The 18,227-nt window shown below is 67.1% G+C and carries 18 protein-coding genes; 9 read left to right on the top strand and 9 right to left on the bottom strand.

The window, feature by feature from the left end; genetic code table 11:
• Positions 1–3: 3 nt before the first annotated feature.
• Positions 4–756, top strand: a complete 753-nt coding sequence (locus tag JYG32_RS16240) for a HesA/MoeB/ThiF family protein (RefSeq protein ID WP_213264096.1) — start codon at positions 4–6, stop codon at positions 754–756.
• Positions 757–842: 86 nt separating this feature from the next.
• Here JYG32_RS16240 and ptsP read toward each other — a convergent pair whose 3' ends face one another.
• The 7 genes from ptsP to JYG32_RS16205 form a co-directional block, all read right to left on the bottom strand.
• Positions 843–2,615 (bottom strand): phosphoenolpyruvate--protein phosphotransferase, encoded by a 1,773-nt coding sequence (ptsP, locus tag JYG32_RS16235; RefSeq protein ID WP_213264095.1) that lies wholly within the window; start codon positions 2,613–2,615, stop codon positions 843–845.
• Between the two features lie 198 nt (positions 2,616–2,813).
• The gene (locus JYG32_RS16230) at positions 2,814–3,083 is read right to left on the bottom strand and encodes an HPr family phosphocarrier protein (RefSeq protein WP_072437289.1); all 270 of its coding nucleotides are present in this window, start codon (positions 3,081–3,083) and stop codon (positions 2,814–2,816) included.
• Between the two features lie 74 nt (positions 3,084–3,157).
• Positions 3,158–3,628: a PTS sugar transporter subunit IIA gene (locus tag JYG32_RS16225; protein WP_174383720.1), complete on the bottom strand. Its 471-nt coding sequence runs from the start codon at positions 3,626–3,628 to the stop codon at positions 3,158–3,160.
• Positions 3,629–3,859: 231 nt separating this feature from the next.
• Complete coding sequence (gene gshB, locus JYG32_RS16220) at positions 3,860–4,816, bottom strand: glutathione synthase (protein ID WP_174383721.1); 957 nt, start codon at positions 4,814–4,816, stop codon at positions 3,860–3,862.
• A 27-nt stretch (positions 4,817–4,843) separates the two neighbouring features.
• Positions 4,844–6,133, bottom strand: coding sequence for a glutamate--cysteine ligase (gene gshA / locus JYG32_RS16215; RefSeq protein WP_213264094.1), 1,290 nt, complete (start codon positions 6,131–6,133; stop codon positions 4,844–4,846).
• A 243-nt stretch (positions 6,134–6,376) separates the two neighbouring features.
• Positions 6,377–7,885, bottom strand: a complete 1,509-nt coding sequence (locus tag JYG32_RS16210) for an ammonium transporter (RefSeq protein WP_213264093.1) — start codon at positions 7,883–7,885, stop codon at positions 6,377–6,379.
• A gap of 37 nt (positions 7,886–7,922) precedes the next feature.
• Complete coding sequence (locus tag JYG32_RS16205; RefSeq protein WP_006398175.1) at positions 7,923–8,261, bottom strand: P-II family nitrogen regulator; 339 nt, start codon at positions 8,259–8,261, stop codon at positions 7,923–7,925.
• 355 nt (positions 8,262–8,616) lie between these two features.
• Between JYG32_RS16205 and JYG32_RS16200 the strand changes: the two genes are divergently transcribed.
• From JYG32_RS16200 to JYG32_RS16170, 7 genes are all read left to right on the top strand, one after another.
• On the top strand, positions 8,617–8,868 hold the full coding sequence (locus tag JYG32_RS16200) for an accessory factor UbiK family protein (RefSeq protein WP_006489451.1): 252 nt from the start codon (positions 8,617–8,619) through the stop codon (positions 8,866–8,868).
• A gap of 265 nt (positions 8,869–9,133) precedes the next feature.
• On the top strand, positions 9,134–10,738 hold the full coding sequence (locus JYG32_RS16195; protein ID WP_213264092.1) for a YifB family Mg chelatase-like AAA ATPase: 1,605 nt from the start codon (positions 9,134–9,136) through the stop codon (positions 10,736–10,738).
• A gap of 166 nt (positions 10,739–10,904) precedes the next feature.
• Positions 10,905–11,813 carry an arginase family protein gene (locus JYG32_RS16190; RefSeq protein ID WP_213265442.1) on the top strand — a complete coding sequence of 303 codons (909 nt, stop codon included), beginning with the start codon at positions 10,905–10,907 and terminating at the stop codon, positions 11,811–11,813.
• Positions 11,814–11,864: 51 nt separating this feature from the next.
• A complete protein-coding gene (locus JYG32_RS16185; RefSeq protein ID WP_213264091.1) occupies positions 11,865–12,656 on the top strand; it encodes an ABC transporter substrate-binding protein in 792 nt (263 codons plus the stop codon).
• A 36-nt stretch (positions 12,657–12,692) separates the two neighbouring features.
• Positions 12,693–13,385, top strand: coding sequence for an amino acid ABC transporter permease (locus JYG32_RS16180; protein WP_213264090.1), 693 nt, complete (start codon positions 12,693–12,695; stop codon positions 13,383–13,385).
• 14 nt (positions 13,386–13,399) lie between these two features.
• The gene (locus JYG32_RS16175) at positions 13,400–14,134 is read left to right on the top strand and encodes an amino acid ABC transporter ATP-binding protein (protein ID WP_213264089.1); all 735 of its coding nucleotides are present in this window, start codon (positions 13,400–13,402) and stop codon (positions 14,132–14,134) included.
• 33 nt (positions 14,135–14,167) lie between these two features.
• Entirely contained in the window at positions 14,168–14,962 is a 795-nt protein-coding gene (locus JYG32_RS16170) for an IclR family transcriptional regulator (RefSeq protein ID WP_213264088.1), read from the top strand.
• 501 nt (positions 14,963–15,463) lie between these two features.
• Here the strand turns inward: JYG32_RS16170 and JYG32_RS16165 are convergent.
• Positions 15,464–16,036: a hypothetical protein gene (locus JYG32_RS16165; RefSeq protein WP_213264087.1), complete on the bottom strand. Its 573-nt coding sequence runs from the start codon at positions 16,034–16,036 to the stop codon at positions 15,464–15,466.
• A 162-nt stretch (positions 16,037–16,198) separates the two neighbouring features.
• On the opposite strand from JYG32_RS16165, the gene JYG32_RS16160 reads away from it, so the two are divergent.
• On the top strand, positions 16,199–16,735 hold the full coding sequence (locus JYG32_RS16160; protein ID WP_174383704.1) for a TlpA disulfide reductase family protein: 537 nt from the start codon (positions 16,199–16,201) through the stop codon (positions 16,733–16,735).
• Between the two features lie 97 nt (positions 16,736–16,832).
• Here JYG32_RS16160 and JYG32_RS16155 read toward each other — a convergent pair whose 3' ends face one another.
• Positions 16,833–18,188 (bottom strand): sigma-54-dependent transcriptional regulator, encoded by a 1,356-nt coding sequence (locus JYG32_RS16155; protein ID WP_174383705.1) that lies wholly within the window; start codon positions 18,186–18,188, stop codon positions 16,833–16,835.
• Between the last annotated feature and the right edge of the window lie 39 nt (positions 18,189–18,227).

The raw sequence follows: 18,227 nt of genomic DNA, 5'->3' as shown, positions 1-18,227 counted from the left end.
CCCATGAACGACGATCAACTCCTCCGCTACTCCCGCCACATCCTCGTCGACGAAATCGGCATCGAGGCGCAGCAGCGCTTTCTCGACGCGCACGCGATCGTCGTCGGCGCGGGCGGCCTCGGCTCGCCCGCCGCGATGTACCTCGCGGCATCGGGGGTCGGCACGATCACGCTCGTCGACGCCGATACGGTCGACCTCACGAACCTGCAGCGGCAGATCCTGCACGTGACGTCATCGGTCGGCCGCAGCAAGGTCGAATCGGGGCGCGACGCGCTCGCGCAACTGAACCCCGAGGTGCACGTGAACGCGGTCGCGGAACGCGTCGACGATGCGTGGCTCGACGCCCACGTGCCGCGCGCGACCGTCGTGCTCGACTGCACCGACAACTTCGCGACGCGGCACGCGATCAACCGCGCGTGCGTCACGCACGGCGTGCCGCTCGTGTCGGGCGCCGCGCTGCGATTCGACGGCCAGATCAGCACGTTCGATTTCCGCGACCCGGCCGCGCCCTGCTATGCGTGCGTGTTTCCGGAAGACCAGCCGTTCGAGGAAGTCGCATGCGCGACGATGGGCGTGTTCGCGCCGACGGTCGGGATCATCGGCGCGATGCAGGCCGCCGAAGCGTTGCGCGTGATCGGCGAAATCGGCACGACGCTCAACGGGCGGCTGATGATGCTCGATTCGCTGCGGATGGAATGGACGACGATGAAAATCGCGCGCCAGGCCGACTGCCCCGTATGCGGGGGCCGGCACTGACGCGCGAGCGGCATGCGCCTGCCGGCGCATGCATGACACTTCACGGCAATTAGCGGCAACGCGGGCGCCTGAGCAGCCTGAGCGACCTACGCGGCCGCGTCCGCACGCGGCTCGGCGACCGACAGACGCTGCAGCGCCGCCTGCAGTTCCTCCGGCTCGAACGCGGCCAGCACGTCGGCCGTCGGCTTCTCGAGCGCCTTCAGGTGCGCGCGCAGGATCTCCTGCTTCACGACGAGCAACTGGCTCGGGTGCATCGAGAACTCGGTGAGCCCCATCCCGAGCAACAGCCGCGTGAGCGTCGGATCGCCCGCCATCTCCCCGCATACCGACACGGACACGCCCGCGCGCTTCGCTTCCCGCAACGTATAGGAGATCAGGTGCAGCACGGCCGGGTGCAGCGGGTCGTACAGGTGCGCGACCGCGTTGTCCGCGCGATCGATCGCGAGCGTGTACTGGATCAGGTCGTTCGTGCCGATCGACAGGAAATCGAACCGCTTCAGGAACAACGGCAGCGCGATCGCCGCGGCCGGGATCTCGATCATCGCGCCGATGCGCACGTTCGGATCGTAAGCGAGCCCCGCGTCGTCGAGCTGGCGCTTCGCCTCGCGGATCAGGTCGAGCGACTGGTCGATCTCCTGCGCGTGCGCGAGCATCGGGATCAGGATCTTCACCTGGCCAAACGCGGACGCGCGCAGGATCGCGCGCAACTGCGTGAGGAACATCTGCGGCTCGGACAGGCTCCAGCGGATCGCACGCAGGCCGAGCGCCGGGTTCGGCGCCGTCTCGTAGCCTTCGTCGAGCGCCTCGAGCGGCTTGTCCGCGCCGACGTCGATCGTGCGGATCGTCACCGGCATGCCCTTCATCCACTCGACGGCCCGCTTGTACGCGGCGAACTGCTCCTCCTCCTCCGGCATCGCCTTCTGATGCATGAACAGGAACTCGGAGCGGAACAGGCCGACGCCGACCGCGCCGGCGTCAACGGCCGCCTTCGCGTCGTCGGGCAGCTCGATGTTCGCGTACAGGTCGATCTTCGTGCCGCACAACGTTTGCGTCGGCGAGAATTTCAGACGCTGCAGCTTGCGTTGTTCGAGCAGCTTCTCGGACTGGCGGTACGAATATTCCTCGAGGACGATCGGCGCGGGATCGACGATCACGATGCCCTGGTCGCCGTCGACGATGATCAGGTCGTCCTGGCGGATCAATGCGCTCGCGTGCTGCACACCGACCGCGGCCGGAATGCCGAGGCTGCGCGCGACGATCGCCGTGTGCGACGTGCGCCCGCCGAGATCGGTGACGAACGCCTGGAACGACTGCGTCTTGAACTGCATCATGTCGGCCGGCGCGATGTCGTGCGCGACGACGATCATCTCGTTCGTGCCGTTCGCGGCCGCGCGGTCGAGCGCCTGCGACGCCGACGGCGCACCGGCGAGCGCCTTCAGCACGCGCTCGACCACCTGCTCGATGTCGGCCTTGCGCTCGCGCAGGTATTCGTCCTCGATGTCGTCGAAGTGGCGCGTGAGCAACTCGAGCTGCTCGGTCAGCGCCCACTCGACGTTGTAGCGGCGCGTGCGGATCAGGTCGATGGTTTCCTGCACGAGCATCGCATCGCTCAGGATCATGATGTGGACGTCGATGAACGCACCCACTTCGCTCGGGGTGTCGTCGGTCAGGTCGGCGCGCAACGCTTCGAGTTCGTGATGCACGACTTCGAGCGCCGTGCGAAAACGCTCGACCTCGGCGTCGATCTGGTTCGCCTCGACCAGGTAATGGGCGACGTCAAGCGCCGCCGGCGCGATCAGATACGCTCGCCCGATCGCGATACCACGTGAGACGGGAATGCCATGCAGCGTGAAGGACACGCGCACCTCCTCTGTACAAGTAAAGCCGCGGCACACTGCTGCGATGCGCTTATGACCCCGGTTAGCGATTATAAATTCCGCGACTCCCCTCTGACTGCATGCACCGCAGCATTGCGCATTCCGCATCAATGCTTCCGACGAAAAAAATGCCGCGAAATCCGCGGCATTCTGACTGGAAACGGCAACGATCCCGCGCGATCACTGGCCTTCGCCGAACTTGTCGGCAATCAGCTTCAATAGCGCGTCCATCGCTTCCCGCTCGTCGGCCCCTTCGGTCTCGATCGTCACGGTGCTGCCGATGCCCGCCGCCAGCATCATCACGCCCATGATGCTCTTTGCATTGATCTTGCGCCCGTTGCGTGTCATCCAGACTTCCGACTGGAAGTTGCCAGCCAGTTGCGTAAGCTTGGCCGATGCGCGCGCATGGAGCCCCAATTTATTGACGATGGTGGTTTCTTGTTGAAGCATGATTCTCGGTCGGGTCGGTCGGGGCCGCCGGCGGCGCGCGCCGGCGGTGCTGTCTAAAACGAAAAACGCAGCGATCAGTGCGATTCGGTGCGCGGTTGCGGTTCGGGCGGAATCGGCGCGCACTGGCCGCAGCCGGCTTCCGTCGGCGGCGGCGGCGTACCGGCCGCCACTTCGTGGACGCCCTTCGCGCCGCCGGACAGCGCCTTGTCGACGAGCTTGTCGAGCGGCACGGTCCGATAGCAGACGGCCCGCACGAGCATCGGCAGGTTTGCGCCCGCCAGCACGCGCACGTTGGCGATCTTCGCGAGCTGGCCCGCGATGTTCGCGGGCGTCGCGCCGTACATGTCGGTCAGCACGACCACGCCGTTCTCTTCCATGAGCCGCGCGAGTTCCGCGTGCGCGAACGCCATCACCTGGGTCGGATCGCTGTCCGCCGTCACGTCGATACAGCCGATGCGCGCGGGCACGCCGCCGTAGATGTGCGCGATGCAATCCCGCAGCGCGGTGGCGAGCGGGGCGTGCGCGATGATCAGGATCCCGGCCATGTCAGATCGCTCCCGGCCGCCCCTGGCGGGCCGACACCCCTTGGCGGGGCAAAGAGCGTAGCGAGTGTGGGAAACGTTTCATGTTCAGCCTTGCAACAGTGTCGGCCCGACCGCCGGGCCTTCGGTGCGCCGATCTCGGCACCTGGCAAGCGGGCATTGTAGCAGGCCGGTCAAGCTGCTCCGGCGACGGGGGACCTGCGCGGCCGCCGCCGGGGTTGCGCGGGAAGCGGCCTACGCGGCCGCACGCTCCAGCGCGTCGATGAACATCGCGGCGACGTCGAAGCCCGTCTGCTCCATGATCTCGCGGAAGCACGTCGGACTCGTGACGTTCACCTCGGTCAGCCAGTCGCCGATCGCATCGAGGCCGACCAGCAGCAGCCCGCGCGACGCGAGCACCGGCCCGAGCGTCCGGGCGATCTCGCGATCGCGGGCAGTCAGCGGCTGCGCGACACCCAGCCCGCCCGCGGCGAGATTGCCGCGCACCTCGCTGCCCTGCGGAATCCGCGCGAGCGAATACGGCACCGGCTCGCCGCCGATCAGCAGGATGCGCTTGTCGCCGGCCTTGATCTCGGGAATGAACTTCTGCGCCATCACCGAGCGCGTGCCGTCGTGGCTCAGCATCTCGACGATCGAGCCGAGGTTCATGCCGTCCGGCTTCACGCGGAACACGCCCATCCCGCCCATCCCGTCGAGCGGCTTCAGGATCACGTCGCCATGCTCGGCATGGAATGCGCGCAGCCGTTTCGCGTCGCGCGTGACGAGCGTGGGCGCGACGAACTGAGGAAACTCGCCGATCGCGAGCTTCTCCGAATGGTCGCGGATCGACTGCGCCTTGTTGAACACGCGTGCGCCCGCGCGCTCGGCCAGTTCGAGCAGCCAGGTCGACGTCACGTATTCCATGTCGAACGGCGGATCCTTGCGCATCAGCACCGCGCCGAACGATTCGAGACGGCGCGCATCGACGGACCCCGCGTCAAACCAGGTCTCGCGATGCAGATCGTCGAGCTCGCCGACGAACGTGATGCGCCGCACGTCGGCCTCGACCGCGGAACCCGTCCACGCGAGGTGGCGCGGCTCGCACGCGTACACCGCATGCCCGCGCCGCGCGGCCTCCGCCATCATCGCGTAGGTCGAATCCTTGTAGATCTTGAAATGCTCGAGCGGGTCGGCGATAAAAAGAATGTCCATGCGAATCCTGTGCGTAGCGAAGCCCGGTTACACCTGGATGGCTTCGGGATCGGTCTTTTCCAGTTCGATCGACGACGCGATCAGCGACAGCCGCGCGACGACGCCGTACATGTAGAAACGGTTCGGCGGCGCGGCGCCCGGCTTCGCGCCGGCATCCGGCAGCGCGGTGTGCTCGAAGCCCAGCGGCACGTAGTGCATGCCGGGCGCGTTCAGGTTCTGGTCGCGCTCGCGGCCGCCGTGCGTGCGGTAGAAACCGCCGACCACGTAGCGGTCGATCATGTATACGACGGGCTCGGCCACTTCGTCGCCGACGCGCTCGAACGTATAGACGCCTTCCTGCACGATCACGTCGCGCACCGCGAGGCCGGCCTTCGACTCGGCCATCTGCGCGCGCTCGGCCTTCGACATGCGGCCGATCTCGGCCGCGTCGTGCACGGTCATCACGCCGCGCCCCGCCGTGCCCGCGTCGGCCTTCACGACGACGTACGGCTTCTCGCTGATCCCGTATTCGCGATACTTGCGCGCGATCTTCTTCAGCACACCGTCGATCGCGTCGGCGAGCGCCTGCTCGCCTTCATGGCCCTGCCAGTCGACGCCTTCGACGTGCGCGAAATACGGATTCACCATCCACGGATCGACGCCGACCATCTTCGCGAACTTCTTCGCGACGTCGTCGTAGCACGAGAAGTGCGTCGACTTGCGGCGCACGGCCCAGCCCGCGTGCAGCGGCGGCAGCAGGTACTGCTCGTGCAGGTTTTCCAGCACGGCCGGGATGCCGGCCGACAGGTCGTTGTTCAGCAGGATCGAGCACGGGTCGAAATTCTTCAGGCCGAGGCGGCGCTGCGAACGCTCGAGCGGTTCGAGCACGATCTTCTGGCCGTCGGCCAGCGTGATCGGCGTCATGTCGATGATGCTCGGGTCGAGCGAGCCGAAGCGCACGTTCAGGCCGGCCTGGCGCATGATCGTCGCGAGGCGCGCGACGTTTTCCAGGTAGAACGCGTTGCGGGTCGGCAGCTCGGGAATCACGAGCAGGTTCTTCGCGTCCGGGCAGATCTTCTCGATCGCGGCCATCGCGGCCTGCACGGCGAGCGGCAGCACTTCGGACGGCAGATTGTTGAACGCGCCGGGAAACAGGTTCGCGTCGACGGGCGCCAGCTTGAAGCCGGCATTGCGCAGGTCCACCGAACAATAGAACGGCGGGGTATGTTCCTGCCATTCGAGCCTGAACCAGCGTTCGATCGCAGGCGTCGCGTCGAGGATCTTCTGCTCGAGTTCGAGCAGCGGACCGTTCAACGCGGTAACGAGGTGGGGAACCATGAATCACTCGCGAGCGGGAGAATGAAGATTGTAGAGCAATTGCCCTGCCCATTTGGGGATTGTTCCCGGCTTCGCAAGGGTTTGGAGGAAGTTTTCGGCTATTGACCCGATAGCGCGAAGGGTTATGCGCTACGGCAGCAGGCGGCAGGAGAAAAAAAGCCCGCCGGGTGGGCGGGCCGAAGTCGCTGCGCTCATTCGTGGCGGGCGCCGTCGTCGCGGCGGCCCGCCGTGCATCCTCATGACTTATTCGACATGCTCGCCGTGCAGGATCACGTCGAGACCTTCGCGCTCTTCCTCTTCGGACACGCGCAGGCCGATCGTCAGGTCGATCAGCTTCAGCAGCACGAAGCTCAGCACGCCGCTGTAGACCAGCGTGATCAGCACGCCCTTGGCCTGCAGCAGCAGGCTGCCGTCGGCGCCGCCGATGTCCTTGACCGCGAACACGCCCGTCAGCAGCGCGCCGAGAATCCCGCCCACGCCGTGCACGCCGAACGCGTCGAGCGAATCGTCGTAGCCGAGCTTCGACTTGAGCCACGTCGCCGACCAGAAGCACACGACGCCCGCCGCGATGCCGATCACGAGCGCGCCCGCCACGCCGACGAAGCCGGCCGCCGGGGTGATCGCCACGAGACCAGCGACCGCGCCCGACACGATGCCGAGCACCGACGGCTTGCCCTTCGCGACCCACTCGGCAAACATCCAGCCGAGCGCCGCGCAGGCGGTCGCCACTTGCGTCGTCAGCATCGCGAAGCCGGCACGGCCGTCAGCCGCGACCGCCGAACCCGCGTTGAAGCCGAACCAGCCGACCCACAGCATCGAGCCGCCGATCATCGTCAGCACGAGGTTGTGCGGCGCCATCGATTCGCGGCCGTAGCCGACGCGCTTGCCGAGCACCAGGCACGACATCAGGCCCGCGATACCGGCGTTGATGTGCACCACCGTACCGCCCGCGAAGTCGAGCACGCCGTCCGATGACAGCCAGCCGGTCGGCTCCCACACCATGTGCGCGATCGGCACATAGACGATCAGCGACCAGAGCGTCATGAACACGAGCATCGCCGAGAACTTCATCCGGTCGGCGAACGCGCCGCAGATCAGTGCCGGCGTGATGATCGCGAACGTCATCTGGTAGACGAAGTAGACCGATTCCGGAATCGTCGGCGCCAGGTGGCTGACGGTCAGCGTCGTCGCCTTGTCGCCGTGGATGTAGTTCATCCCGTGCAGGAACGTGCGCGACAGGCCGCCGATGAAGCCGTTGCCCGGCGTGAACGCGAGGCTGTAGCCGACCACCGTCCACAGCACCGTGATCAGCGCGGTGATCGCGAAGCTCTGCATCACGGTCGCGAGCACGTTCTTCTTGCGGACCATGCCCGCGTAGAACAGCGCGAGGCCGGGGACCGTCATGAACAGCACGAGCGCGGTGGAGGTCAGCATCCACGCGGTGTCGCCCGAGTTGATCTTCGACGAATCGACGGAGAACGGCGCGGTCGGCGCGGCGGGTGCGGCCGGCGCGGACGCGGCGGCGGCGGCCGATGCGTCGGCGGCGCCCGAAGCCGGTGCGGCGGCAGCGGCGGATGCGTCAGGCGCGGCGCTCGCCGTCGCGGCGGGTGCCGCGGCAGCCGATGCGTCGGGGGCCGAAGCGGCGGGTGCGGACGCAGCCGCGGCGGACGCCGCGTCGTCCGCGAGCGCGGGGCCAACACCGGCCGCGATCAGCGAGCCGGCCATCAGCAGGGACATCAGAAGTTTACGCATCTTGGATTTCCTCTTGTCGCTTGTCTTGTCTGTTCTGTTACAGCGCGTCAGCGCCTGTCTCCCCGGTGCGAATCCGGATTACTTGCTCGATCGGCGTGACGAAGATCTTGCCGTCGCCGATCTTGCCGGTGCGTGCGGCCCGCTCGATCGCCTCGACTGCCTGGTCGACGAGATCGTCGGACACGGCCGCCTCGATCTTCATCTTCGGCAGGAAATCGACCACGTATTCGGCGCCGCGATACAGCTCGGTATGCCCCTTCTGGCGCCCGAACCCTTTCACCTCCGTCACCGTGATGCCGGAGACGCCGAGCGCCGACAGCGCTTCGCGCGTCTCATCGAGCTTGAACGGCTTGATGATTGCGGTAATGAGTTTCATGAAGTCCTCTCGCTGGGTTGTCCCGTCGAATTGGTTGGAATGTTGTAACGGACTCTTCTCAGCAACTCGCATGCCATGTTCGTCCGAGCACCGTCTCGAAGGGCTCTTGAACGGGGTCGCATCCCGTGATGTAAGGTGCGGAAGCCCGGCCGAATGGCCAACGTGGCCCGGTTTGCTGGCGCGGCGAAAGGATCGTTGCTAGAGTGCACGCACGTCCCGGATCGCCGGGGCATTCACCCATGCGGGCGCCATGCCCGGAATTCGCGCTCCGGGCGCACCATTTCCGGTCATGCGTGCATCATGGGCACGTACGCAACTGAAGATGCACATTTTTTGTGCAAGGAAGGGGAATCACATGAAGCAACCCAGCGACGTCTTCAACGATCTGCAGTCGCGCGTCAGCGACCTGCTGAAAAACTCGCCGGCCAAGGACGTCGAGCGCAACGTGAAGGCCATGCTGTCGCAAGGCTTCTCGAAGCTCGATCTCGTCACGCGCGAGGAATTCGACACGCAGGCGCAGGTGCTCGCCCGCACCCGCGTGCGCCTCGAGGAACTCGAAAAGCGTGTCGCGGAACTCGAGCAGAAGCTCGCGGCACCACAGGCCTGACGCCCGTCACCCGACCGCAAGGTCCGGGCGCGGGCCGCCTCGCGCGGCCCGCGCCCGCCGCCCCGAAGCCGTTGCGCCGTTCTTCGTAGTCCGTCGTTCTTCGCAGTTCCCCCGCTCTTCGCTGTCCCCGCTCTTCGCAGCTCGTCGTTCCGCAGTGCCTCGTTCTTTCCCCGCGCCACGCCGGCAAGCGCGCACCGATTCCTCCGATTTCCGCGGCATGCGGCCCCGAACGGGCCGTCGCCCGTCTGTTTACAGGAGCCTCGCCATGTCGCTCGCCGTGGTGCGCAGTCGCGCGCCTGCATCCGGCCGCGCGCCGGACGTCACCGTCGAAGTCCATCTGGCCAACGGATTGCCGTCGTTCGCGATCGTCGGCCTGCCCGATCTCGAAGTCCGCGAAAGCCGCGAGCGCGTCCGCGCCGCGCTGCAGAACTGCGGATTCGAATTCCCCGTGCGCCGCATCACCGTCAACCTCGCGCCCGCCGATCTGCCGAAGGAGTCGGGCCGGTTCGACCTGCCGATCGCGCTCGGCATCCTCGCCGCGAACGGCCAGATTCCGGCCGACGCGCTGGCCGGCCGCGAATTCGCGGGCGAACTGTCGCTGACCGGCGCGCTGCGGCCGATGCGCGGCGCATTCGCGATGGCGTGCGGCGCCGCGCGCGACTGGCGCGCGGGCGAAACCGGATCGGGCCTTGGTTCCGATCCAAGTCAGGATTCCGGCGCCCTGTCCGGCCGCGGGGCAACGTCGCGGCCGCCCGAGCTGTACCTGCCGCTCGACAGCGCGGCCGAGGCGGCGCTCGTGCCGGGCGTCACGGTGTTCGGCGCGCCCGACCTGCCCGCGCTGTGCGCACATCTCGCCGATGCGCCCGACGGGCGGCTCGCGCCGGTCGCGGCGCCCTGTCTCGACGGCCTGCCGGCGCCGGCCGCGCCCGACCTCGCGGACGTGGTCGGGCAGCGCGGCGCCCGGCGCGCGCTGGAAGTCGCCGCCGCGGGCGGTCACCACATGCTGATGGTCGGTCCGCCGGGAGCCGGCAAGTCGATGCTGGCCGCTCGGCTGCCAGGGCTCCTGCCACCGCTGACCGACGACGAGGCGCTGACGTCGGCCGCGCTCCTTTCCGCGAGCCGTATCGGCTTCTCGCCCGCACAGTGGCGCCGGCGGCCGTTCCGCGCGCCGCATCACTCGTCGAGCGCCGCCGCGCTGGTCGGCGGCCGCAACCCGCCGCAGCCCGGCGAAATCACGCTCGCGCACCTCGGCGTGCTGTTCCTCGACGAGTTGCCGGAGTTCGACCGGCACGTGCTCGAGATGCTGCGCGAGCCGCTGGAAGCCGGCCGCATCACGATCTCGCGCGCGGCGCAGCAAGCCGACTTTCCGGCCGCGTGCCAGTTGATCGCCGCGATGAACCCCTGCCCGTGCGGCTGGCACGGCGATCCGTCCGGGCGCTGCCGCTGCACGCCGGACGTCGCCGCGCGCTACCTGCGCAAGCTGTCGGGGCCGCTCGTCGACCGCATCGACATCCAGATCGACCTGCCCGCGCTGTCGCCGGCCGAACTCGCGTCGCGTGCGTCGGCGCCCGGCGAGCCGAGCGCCGCGGTGGCCGCGCGGGTCGCGCAGGCGCGCGCGCTGCAGCTCGGCCGGCAGGGCAAGACGAATCACATGCTGAGCGGCCGCGAGACCGACGACCTGTGCCGGCCGACCGACGAAGGCGAGCGGCTGCTGCGCGAGGCCGGCGAGCGCTTCGGCTGGTCGGCGCGCGCCTATTTCCGCGTGCTGAAGGTCGCGCGGACGATCGCCGACCTGGCCGGAGACCCGCTGCCGACGGCCGCGCAGATCGCCGAGGCGATCCGTTATCGACGCGTGCTCACGGCACTCTGAGCACAGCAACCGAGCCGCAAACCGCTCGCCGCGGTTTGCCAGCACCTTCCAATCGTATCGCATGGCGATAATATTGAAACGTTGTGCGATTCATATGTGCCTTCTAAGATTTGTTCATCGCGATCTGCGATATACAAGGAAGCGCACCATGTCCTATGCCACCTTCATGGGCGTCCCGGTCAAGGACGATGCAACGTCCCCGGCGCCTCGCGCATGCATCATCGGAATTCCGTTCGATTGCGGCACGCACGCGTTTCGCGTGGGATCGCGCGAAGGCCCCGACGCGATCCGGCGTCAGTCGCGGTTGCTGCGACCCTTCTTCGTCGATCCGGCCAAGCGTCCACCGAATGCGATCGATACGCTCGGGCTGGTCGATGCGGGCAACGTGGCGTGCTTTCCCGGCGATGTCGAGCGCAGCTATCCGCTGATCGAGCAGGCGCTCGCGCCGATCGTGGCGGCCGGCATCGTACCCGTGTCGATGGGCGGCGACGGCGCCGTCACGCTCCCGCAGTTGCGGGCCGTCGGCAAACATCACCCCGGCCTCGCCGTCCTGCATATCGACGCGCATACCGACACCTACGACCTCGCCGGCTTCAATACCGCGACCACGTTCACGCGCGCGGCGGAAGAAGGGCTGATCGACGTGCGCCAAAGCTTCCATGTCGGCGCGCGCGGCACGACCTTCATGGACGGCGTGCTCGAATTCGGCCGCTCGCTCGGCTACAACATCGTGCCGTTCACTGCACTGGAAGCCGATCCGGCCGCGTGCGGCGCGCGGATTCGCGAGCATCTGCGCGGCCGCCCCGTCTATCTGTGCTTCGACATGGATATCTTCGACCCGTCCTGCGCGCCCGGCGTCTGCACGCCCGAATGGGGCGGCCTTAGCGCCAGGGAAGGTCTTGCACTGCTGCGCGCACTGTCGGGCCTCGATTTCGTCGCTTTCGACATCAATACCGTTTCGCCCGCGCAGGACGTCGGCGAAACGACGGCATTCCTGGCCGCCACCGTCATTCAGGAGTGCTGTTCACTGGCGGCACAGTCGCCGTCGCTGACGCACGCGTCGCTCACCGCGTAATGCATCGGCGACGACTTCCTCGACCGTTTCCCCACACCGGGAGTCTTCATCATGAAACAACCGAAATACCGGATGACGGTGCTCGTCGCCGCCGCGAGCCTGCTCGCTTCCGTGACGCACGCCCGTACGCTCGACGACGTGATGCGAACCCGGACGCTGAACGTCGTGACGACGGCTTCCAGCCCGCCGCACGGCTTTCTCGAAGCGGCATCCAACAAGCTGCAGGGCGTGATGGTCGATGTCGCGCAAGCGATCGGCGCACGGCTGGGCGTCGCGGTGAAGCTGACCGACGTGCCGTTCGACGGGCTGATCCCGACGCTCACGTCGGGGCGCGCCGACCTGATGTCGGCGCCGCTGTTCATCACCGACGACCGCGCGAAGGTTGTCGACTTCACCGCGCCGCTGTACGGCTGGGGCGAAGGCGTGGTGATCCGCGACGGGCAATCGCGCCATTACCGGACACTCGCCGACTTCAAGGGAACCAAGGTCGGCACGCTGGTCGACAGCACGCAGTACAAGATGATCAAGGCCCTGCCCGACACGCAGGTGATGACGTATCCGGACTACTTCTCGCTGCTCGCCGACGTGCGCGTCGGGCGCATCGATCTCGGCGTGGTCGATCCGCCGAGCGTGCTCTACCAGATCCGCCTGAAGTCGATCCCCGGCGTGAAACTCGACCCGGACTATCGCCCCGACAAGCAATGGATGGTCGCCGGCGCGCTCCAGAAGGGCAACGCAGCGCTGCTCGCAGCCGTCAACAACGCAATCGCGAAAATGCAGCAGGACGGCACGCTGCACGCGATTCTCGCGAAATGGGGCGTGGCCGATCTGCAGGCGCGCTGAACCAGCGGCGTCATCCGACGCGAACCGGGAGTGGATATGACCCTCGACATTCTGAAAACCTATCTCGAGCCGCTGTTCGACGGCGCGCTGTGGACGATCGCACTGTTCGTCGTGTCGGCCGTGTTGTCCGTCGCGGTCGGGCTCGGCGTCTGCTTCTGCCGGATGTCGTCGCGGCCGGCGCTGCGCTCGGCCGCGAAGACGTATATCGAAATCGTGCGCGGCACGCCATTGCTGGTGCAACTGTTCTTCATCTATTACGGGCTGCCCGAACTCGGCATCGTGATGCCCGGCTTCATGGCGGGCGTGCTGGGCCTGATGCTGAACTTCGGCGCGTACCTGGCGGAGCTGTTCCGGGGCGGCGTCCAGGCGGTCGACGGCGGCCAGTTCGAAGCATCGCGCGCGCTCGGCCTGAGCAGCGCGCAGCGGATGCGCGTGATCGTGATCCCGCAGGCGCTGCGCATGATCTTCCCGGCGCTCGGCAACTACGCGCTGGTGCTCGTGAAGGACACGTCGCTCGTGGCCGTCATCAGCGTCTACGAATTGATGCGCGCGGGGCAAATGCTCGCCGGCGCGACGTTCCGGTCGCTACTGGTGTACTCGCTCGTCGGCGCAATATATTTCGCGATGTGCGCGGTGCTGTCGCACCTGTTCCGGCGCGCCGAGAAAAGCCTCTCCGTACCCGGCTACTGGGACGGCGCATCCGACCACAACCCCGCCGCAAAGATCTGACACGGAGCCGCGCGATGAACCCGGTCATCTCCATGCAGGCCGTATCGAAGTGGTACGGAGAATTCAAGGTGCTGAACCACGTCGACCTGCAGGTCGACGGGGGCGAGAAGCTGATCCTCTGCGGCCCGTCCGGCTCGGGCAAGTCGACCACGATCCGGCTGCTGAATCGCCTCGAGGAACATCAGCAGGGGCATATCGTCGTGAACGGAGTCGAGCTGAACGCCGCGCCGGCGAACATTCGCCGCGTGCGCGAGGACGTCGGGATGGTGTTTCAGCATTTCAATCTTTTCCCGCACCTGACTGTCATGCAGAATTGCACGGTCGCGCCGCGGCTCGTGAAGAAAATGGGCGCGCGCGATGCAGAGGCAATCGCGCTCCACTATCTCGAACGGGTCCGGATCGAGCAGCATGCGAACAAGTATCCCGGCCAGTTGTCGGGCGGACAGAAACAGCGCGTCGCGATCGCGCGCAGCCTGTGCATGGAGCCGAAGATCATGCTGTTCGACGAACCGACGTCCGCGCTCGATCCGGAAATGGTGAAGGAAGTGCTCGACACGATGATGCAACTGGCGCGCGACGGCATGACGATGGTGTGCGTCACGCACGAGATGGGTTTCGCGCGCGAGGTAGGCGACCGCATCGTGTTCATGGATCGCGGCGAAATCGTCGAGACCTGTGAGCCGAATCGTTTCTTCAGCGCGCCGCAAACCGCGCGCGCACGTGAATTCCTCGGCCAGCTCGTCGCGTGACGGTCACCCAACACCTCTTTATCCCGAAGTGAAATGAATCCGAACGAGCAAGCCGAAGCCTCCCCCCTCTACATCACGTCCCTCGCGCGGGGCCTGCAATTGCTGGCCGCGTTCCGCGAGGACCGCCCGTCGATGAAGCTCGCGGAACTGGCCGACGCGGCCGGCATGACGAAGAGCGCGGCGCAACGTTTTACGTATACGCTCGTCGCACTCGGCTATCTGCGCAAGAACGGCGTCACGAAATCGTATTCGCTCGCGCCGCGCTCGCTCGAAGTAGGGTTGCGCTATCTGCAGACGAGCCAGCTGGTCAAGAATGCGAACCCGTATCTCCATTCGCTGAACCGGACCTGCCTCGAAACCTGCGTGCTCGCGGAACTCGACGGCACCGACGTCGTCTACATCGCCCGCTTCCCGACGCAACGCGAAATGTTCGTCAACATGCCGATCGGGATGCGGCTGCCGGTGTACTGCACCGCGTCCGGGCGCGCGATGCTGTCGAAACTGCCGAAGCAACATGCGTCGGAGCTGATCGCAGCGTGCGATCGCGTCGCGTACACGCCCGAGACGATCACGGATCCCGAGCGCCTCGAAACGCTGCTAGCCGACGCGCGGGCGAACGGGTTCGCGTGGGCGAACGGCGAGTACTACAACGGCGACATCAACATCAGCGCGGCGATACTCGCGCCGAACGGCATGCCGATCGGCGCAGTCAACGTGTCGGCGCCGTCGAGCCGCTGGACGCTGGAAAGCGCGATCGCGGAAATCGGCCCGCAGGTGATCGAAACCGCGCGCGCGATCGGCGGCTCGGGGCTCGCGCGCGTCGCGTGAACGGATAAGCGGAGGGATCGATGCGGTGGCCGGCGACACGGAAAGAAAAATGACGACGCACGCTTGTCCGGCCCCCGAATCTGGCCTCGATCGCGAGCGCCGGCGGCCGCCGCACGGGCCGCCGCCCCCGGCGGCCCACCCGGCGCACCCCGCTGAATGCCGCGCCCCGGTCTCCCGGAGGACAAAATCCGGCTGTCAAGACTTGACTTATGCACAATTTCGCGAATCCGGCCCCGGATTGCAGCTCGCCAGGGCATCTCCGGCGCGGAATCCATATCCCGTTGTTTTTATTGATTTTTCTCAATACGAGAGCGAGCCGCAAAACGGGCGGGAGGGCCGTCCGGAGCGGCTCAGCGGGAAATCCGGCCAACTTTTCAACAAAGTTATCCACATGCGCTGTGGATAGCCGAAAAACCCTCGCAAAATCCGGCGATTAGCGTCGAAAGCTGCGAATGAACTTTCAGTTGTCACACGATGTCGGGTCGCCCTCGCCGACCGTCGTCAGTCGAGCTTGAACGAGCCGAAAAACTGGTCGAACTGCTCCTGCGCAAGCGGCCCGTCCGCGATCACGACGGCCTGGTACGCGTGCCGGCCGCGCGCGGCGAGCCGCGCGACGATCGTCTTGCGCGCGCGATCGCCGCCTGCGGCCGCGCCCGCGACGCGCAGTTCGAGCCCGTTCACCGCGCCGCCGGCCGCGAGCGGCACGGGCACCGAAGCCGTCTGCGGCGCGCCTTCGAGATTGCGGGACAGCCCGGCGCGCAGGAACTCGAGCGCCGCGCGGCGCGTGTCGTCGCGGTCGTCGGGCAGCGTCAGCGTGCCGACCGCGAACACCGCGCCGTCGACGTGCGCGGCCTGCATCCGCATCGGCATCGACGTGCCGCCGATCGCAACCGGCTGCTCCTCGACGGTCGGCTTCGCGGGCAGGTCGACCGTGTAGCCGGCGTCGTTGTGCAGCGTGCGCCAGTCATACGACGGCGAGCACGCGGCCAGCGCGGCGCTCACGCAGGCGAGCGCGGCGAAGTGTCGCAGCGGAAGAAAAAGGGGGCGCAACGAATCGATGACTTCCTTCGGCATGGCGTGGATCGGGCAGGCAAAACTGGCATTATCCGCCGAACGTGAAAACCGGGATGCGGGGCCGCGGTCGGTGCGCGCGCTGCATTCGCGCTAAAATGGGCGACGAATTTCGACGTCCTTTGCATCGATCCGCGTCATCGACCGACTCCGAGAGCACCGCAGATGAACACCACGCCTCCCGCCCGCCGCAGCGCCGGCCCCGTTCGCTACATCGTCGCGGCCGTCGTTGTCGCGGCCATCGCCGTAGCCGGCTTCTTCGCGTTCAACGGCAAGTCCAGCGTGCCGGACGCGACGTTCACGCTGCTGTCGGGCCAGAAAGTCTCGACCGCCGGCGACCTGAAGGGCAAGGTCTATCTCGTGAACTTCTGGGCGACGAGCTGCGCGACCTGCATGCAGGAAATGCCGCAGATGGTCGATACCTATAACCGCTTCAAGGGTCAGGGGCTGGAATTCGTCGCGGTCGCGATGAACTACGATCCGCCGATGTACGTCGCGAACTACGCGCAGACGCGCCAGTTGCCGTTCAAGGTCGCACTCGACGACGGCAGCGTCGCGAAGCAGTTCGGCAACGTGCAGCTCACGCCGACGACGTTCGTCGTCGACAAGAACGGCAAGATCCTGAAGCGCTACGTCGGCGCCCCGCAGTTCGCGGAACTCGACGCGCTGCTCAAGAAGGCGCTCGACAGCAACGCGGCCTGAGCGCCGCCGGATCCGGATCGAAGGGCCGCCGTCAACGCCCTTCTCCAGAAAACGGACCGCACGACCGACTACCCCGGTTCCGCGGTCCGTTTGCTTTTCAGCGCTCGGTTTCGCCCTTCGCCGATAGCCCGTAACGCTTCATCTTCTCGTACAGCGTCGCCTTGCCGACATGCAGCCGATCGGCCGTCGCGGCGACCGCGCCGCCCGTCTGGTTCAACGCCTCGGCGATCACCGCGCGCTCGAACTGCTCGATGCGCTCCTTCAGCGTCTGCTCGCTGTCGGCAGCGTCGCCGCCGGTGCCCGCTTCCTGCGGCATGTCGGCCACGCCGAGCACGAAGCGGTCGGCCGCGTTGTGCAGCTCGCGCACGTTGCCGGGCCAGTCGCGCTGCATCAGGCTCGCGCGCTGCCGGTCGGTCAGCACGGGCGCGGGCCGCCCGTAGCGCACGGCCGCATCGAGCATGAAGTGCTCGAACAGCGGCACGATGTCCTCGCGGCGCTCCGCGAGCGGCGGCAGCGCGATCGTCACGACGTTGAGCCGGTACAGCAGGTCGCGCCGGAAGGTGCCGGCCGCGACGAGCTCGCTCATGTCGCCCTTCGCGGCCGCGACGACGCGGCAGTTCACGCGGATCGGCTGGTTCGAGCCGAGCCGCTCCAGCACGCCGTCCTGCAGCACGCGCAGCAGCTTCACCTGCAGCGCAAGCGGCATGCTTTCGATTTCGTCGAGGAACAGCGTGCCGCCGGACGCGTATTCAAGCTTGCCGACGCGCCGCTTCGCGGCACCGGTGAACGCGCCGGGCTCGTAGCCGAACATTTCCGACTCGAACATCGGCTCGGGCAGCGCGCCGCAATTCACCGCGATGAACGGCTTGTCGCGACGCGGCGACAGCTCGTGCAGGCTGCGCGCGATCAGTTCCTTGCCGGCGCCCGTGTCGCCGTTGATCAGCACCGACGCATCGGTCGGCGCGACATTCGCGATCAGCTTGCGCACCTGCTCGATCGCGGGGCTGCGGCCGATGATGCGCGGCGCAACGATGTTCTGCCCAGCCAATTCGCGTCGCAGCGCATGGTTCTCGAGCACGAGTTCGCGCCGCTCGAGCGCGCGGCGCACCGTCTCGATCAGGCGCTCGGCCGCGAACGGCTTTTCGATGAAGTCGTACGCGCCGTCGCGCATCGCCTGCACGGCCATCGAGATGTCGCCGTGCCCGGTGACGAGGATCACGGGCACGTCGGGCACGCGCTCGCGGCACTGCGCGAGCACGTCGAGCCCGCTCGCGCCGGGCAGCCGGATGTCGCTGACGATCGCGCCCGCGGTATCCGCGACGATTGCCTTCTCCGCCGCTTCGGCCGACTCGAAGCCGGCGACGTCGAAGCCTGCCAGTTGAAGGCTCTGCACGCTCGCCCGGCGAACGAGCGCATCGTCTTCGATATAGATCACTTGCAGCCGGTTGGCCATCGTACTCACTTGCTCCTGACGGGCCGCGCGGCGCTGTCG

The organism is Burkholderia pyrrocinia, from assembly GCF_018417535.1.
Taxonomy (GTDB): Bacteria; Pseudomonadota; Gammaproteobacteria; order Burkholderiales; family Burkholderiaceae; genus Burkholderia; species Burkholderia pyrrocinia_E.
This window is presented reverse-complemented; position numbering and strand designations above follow the sequence as displayed.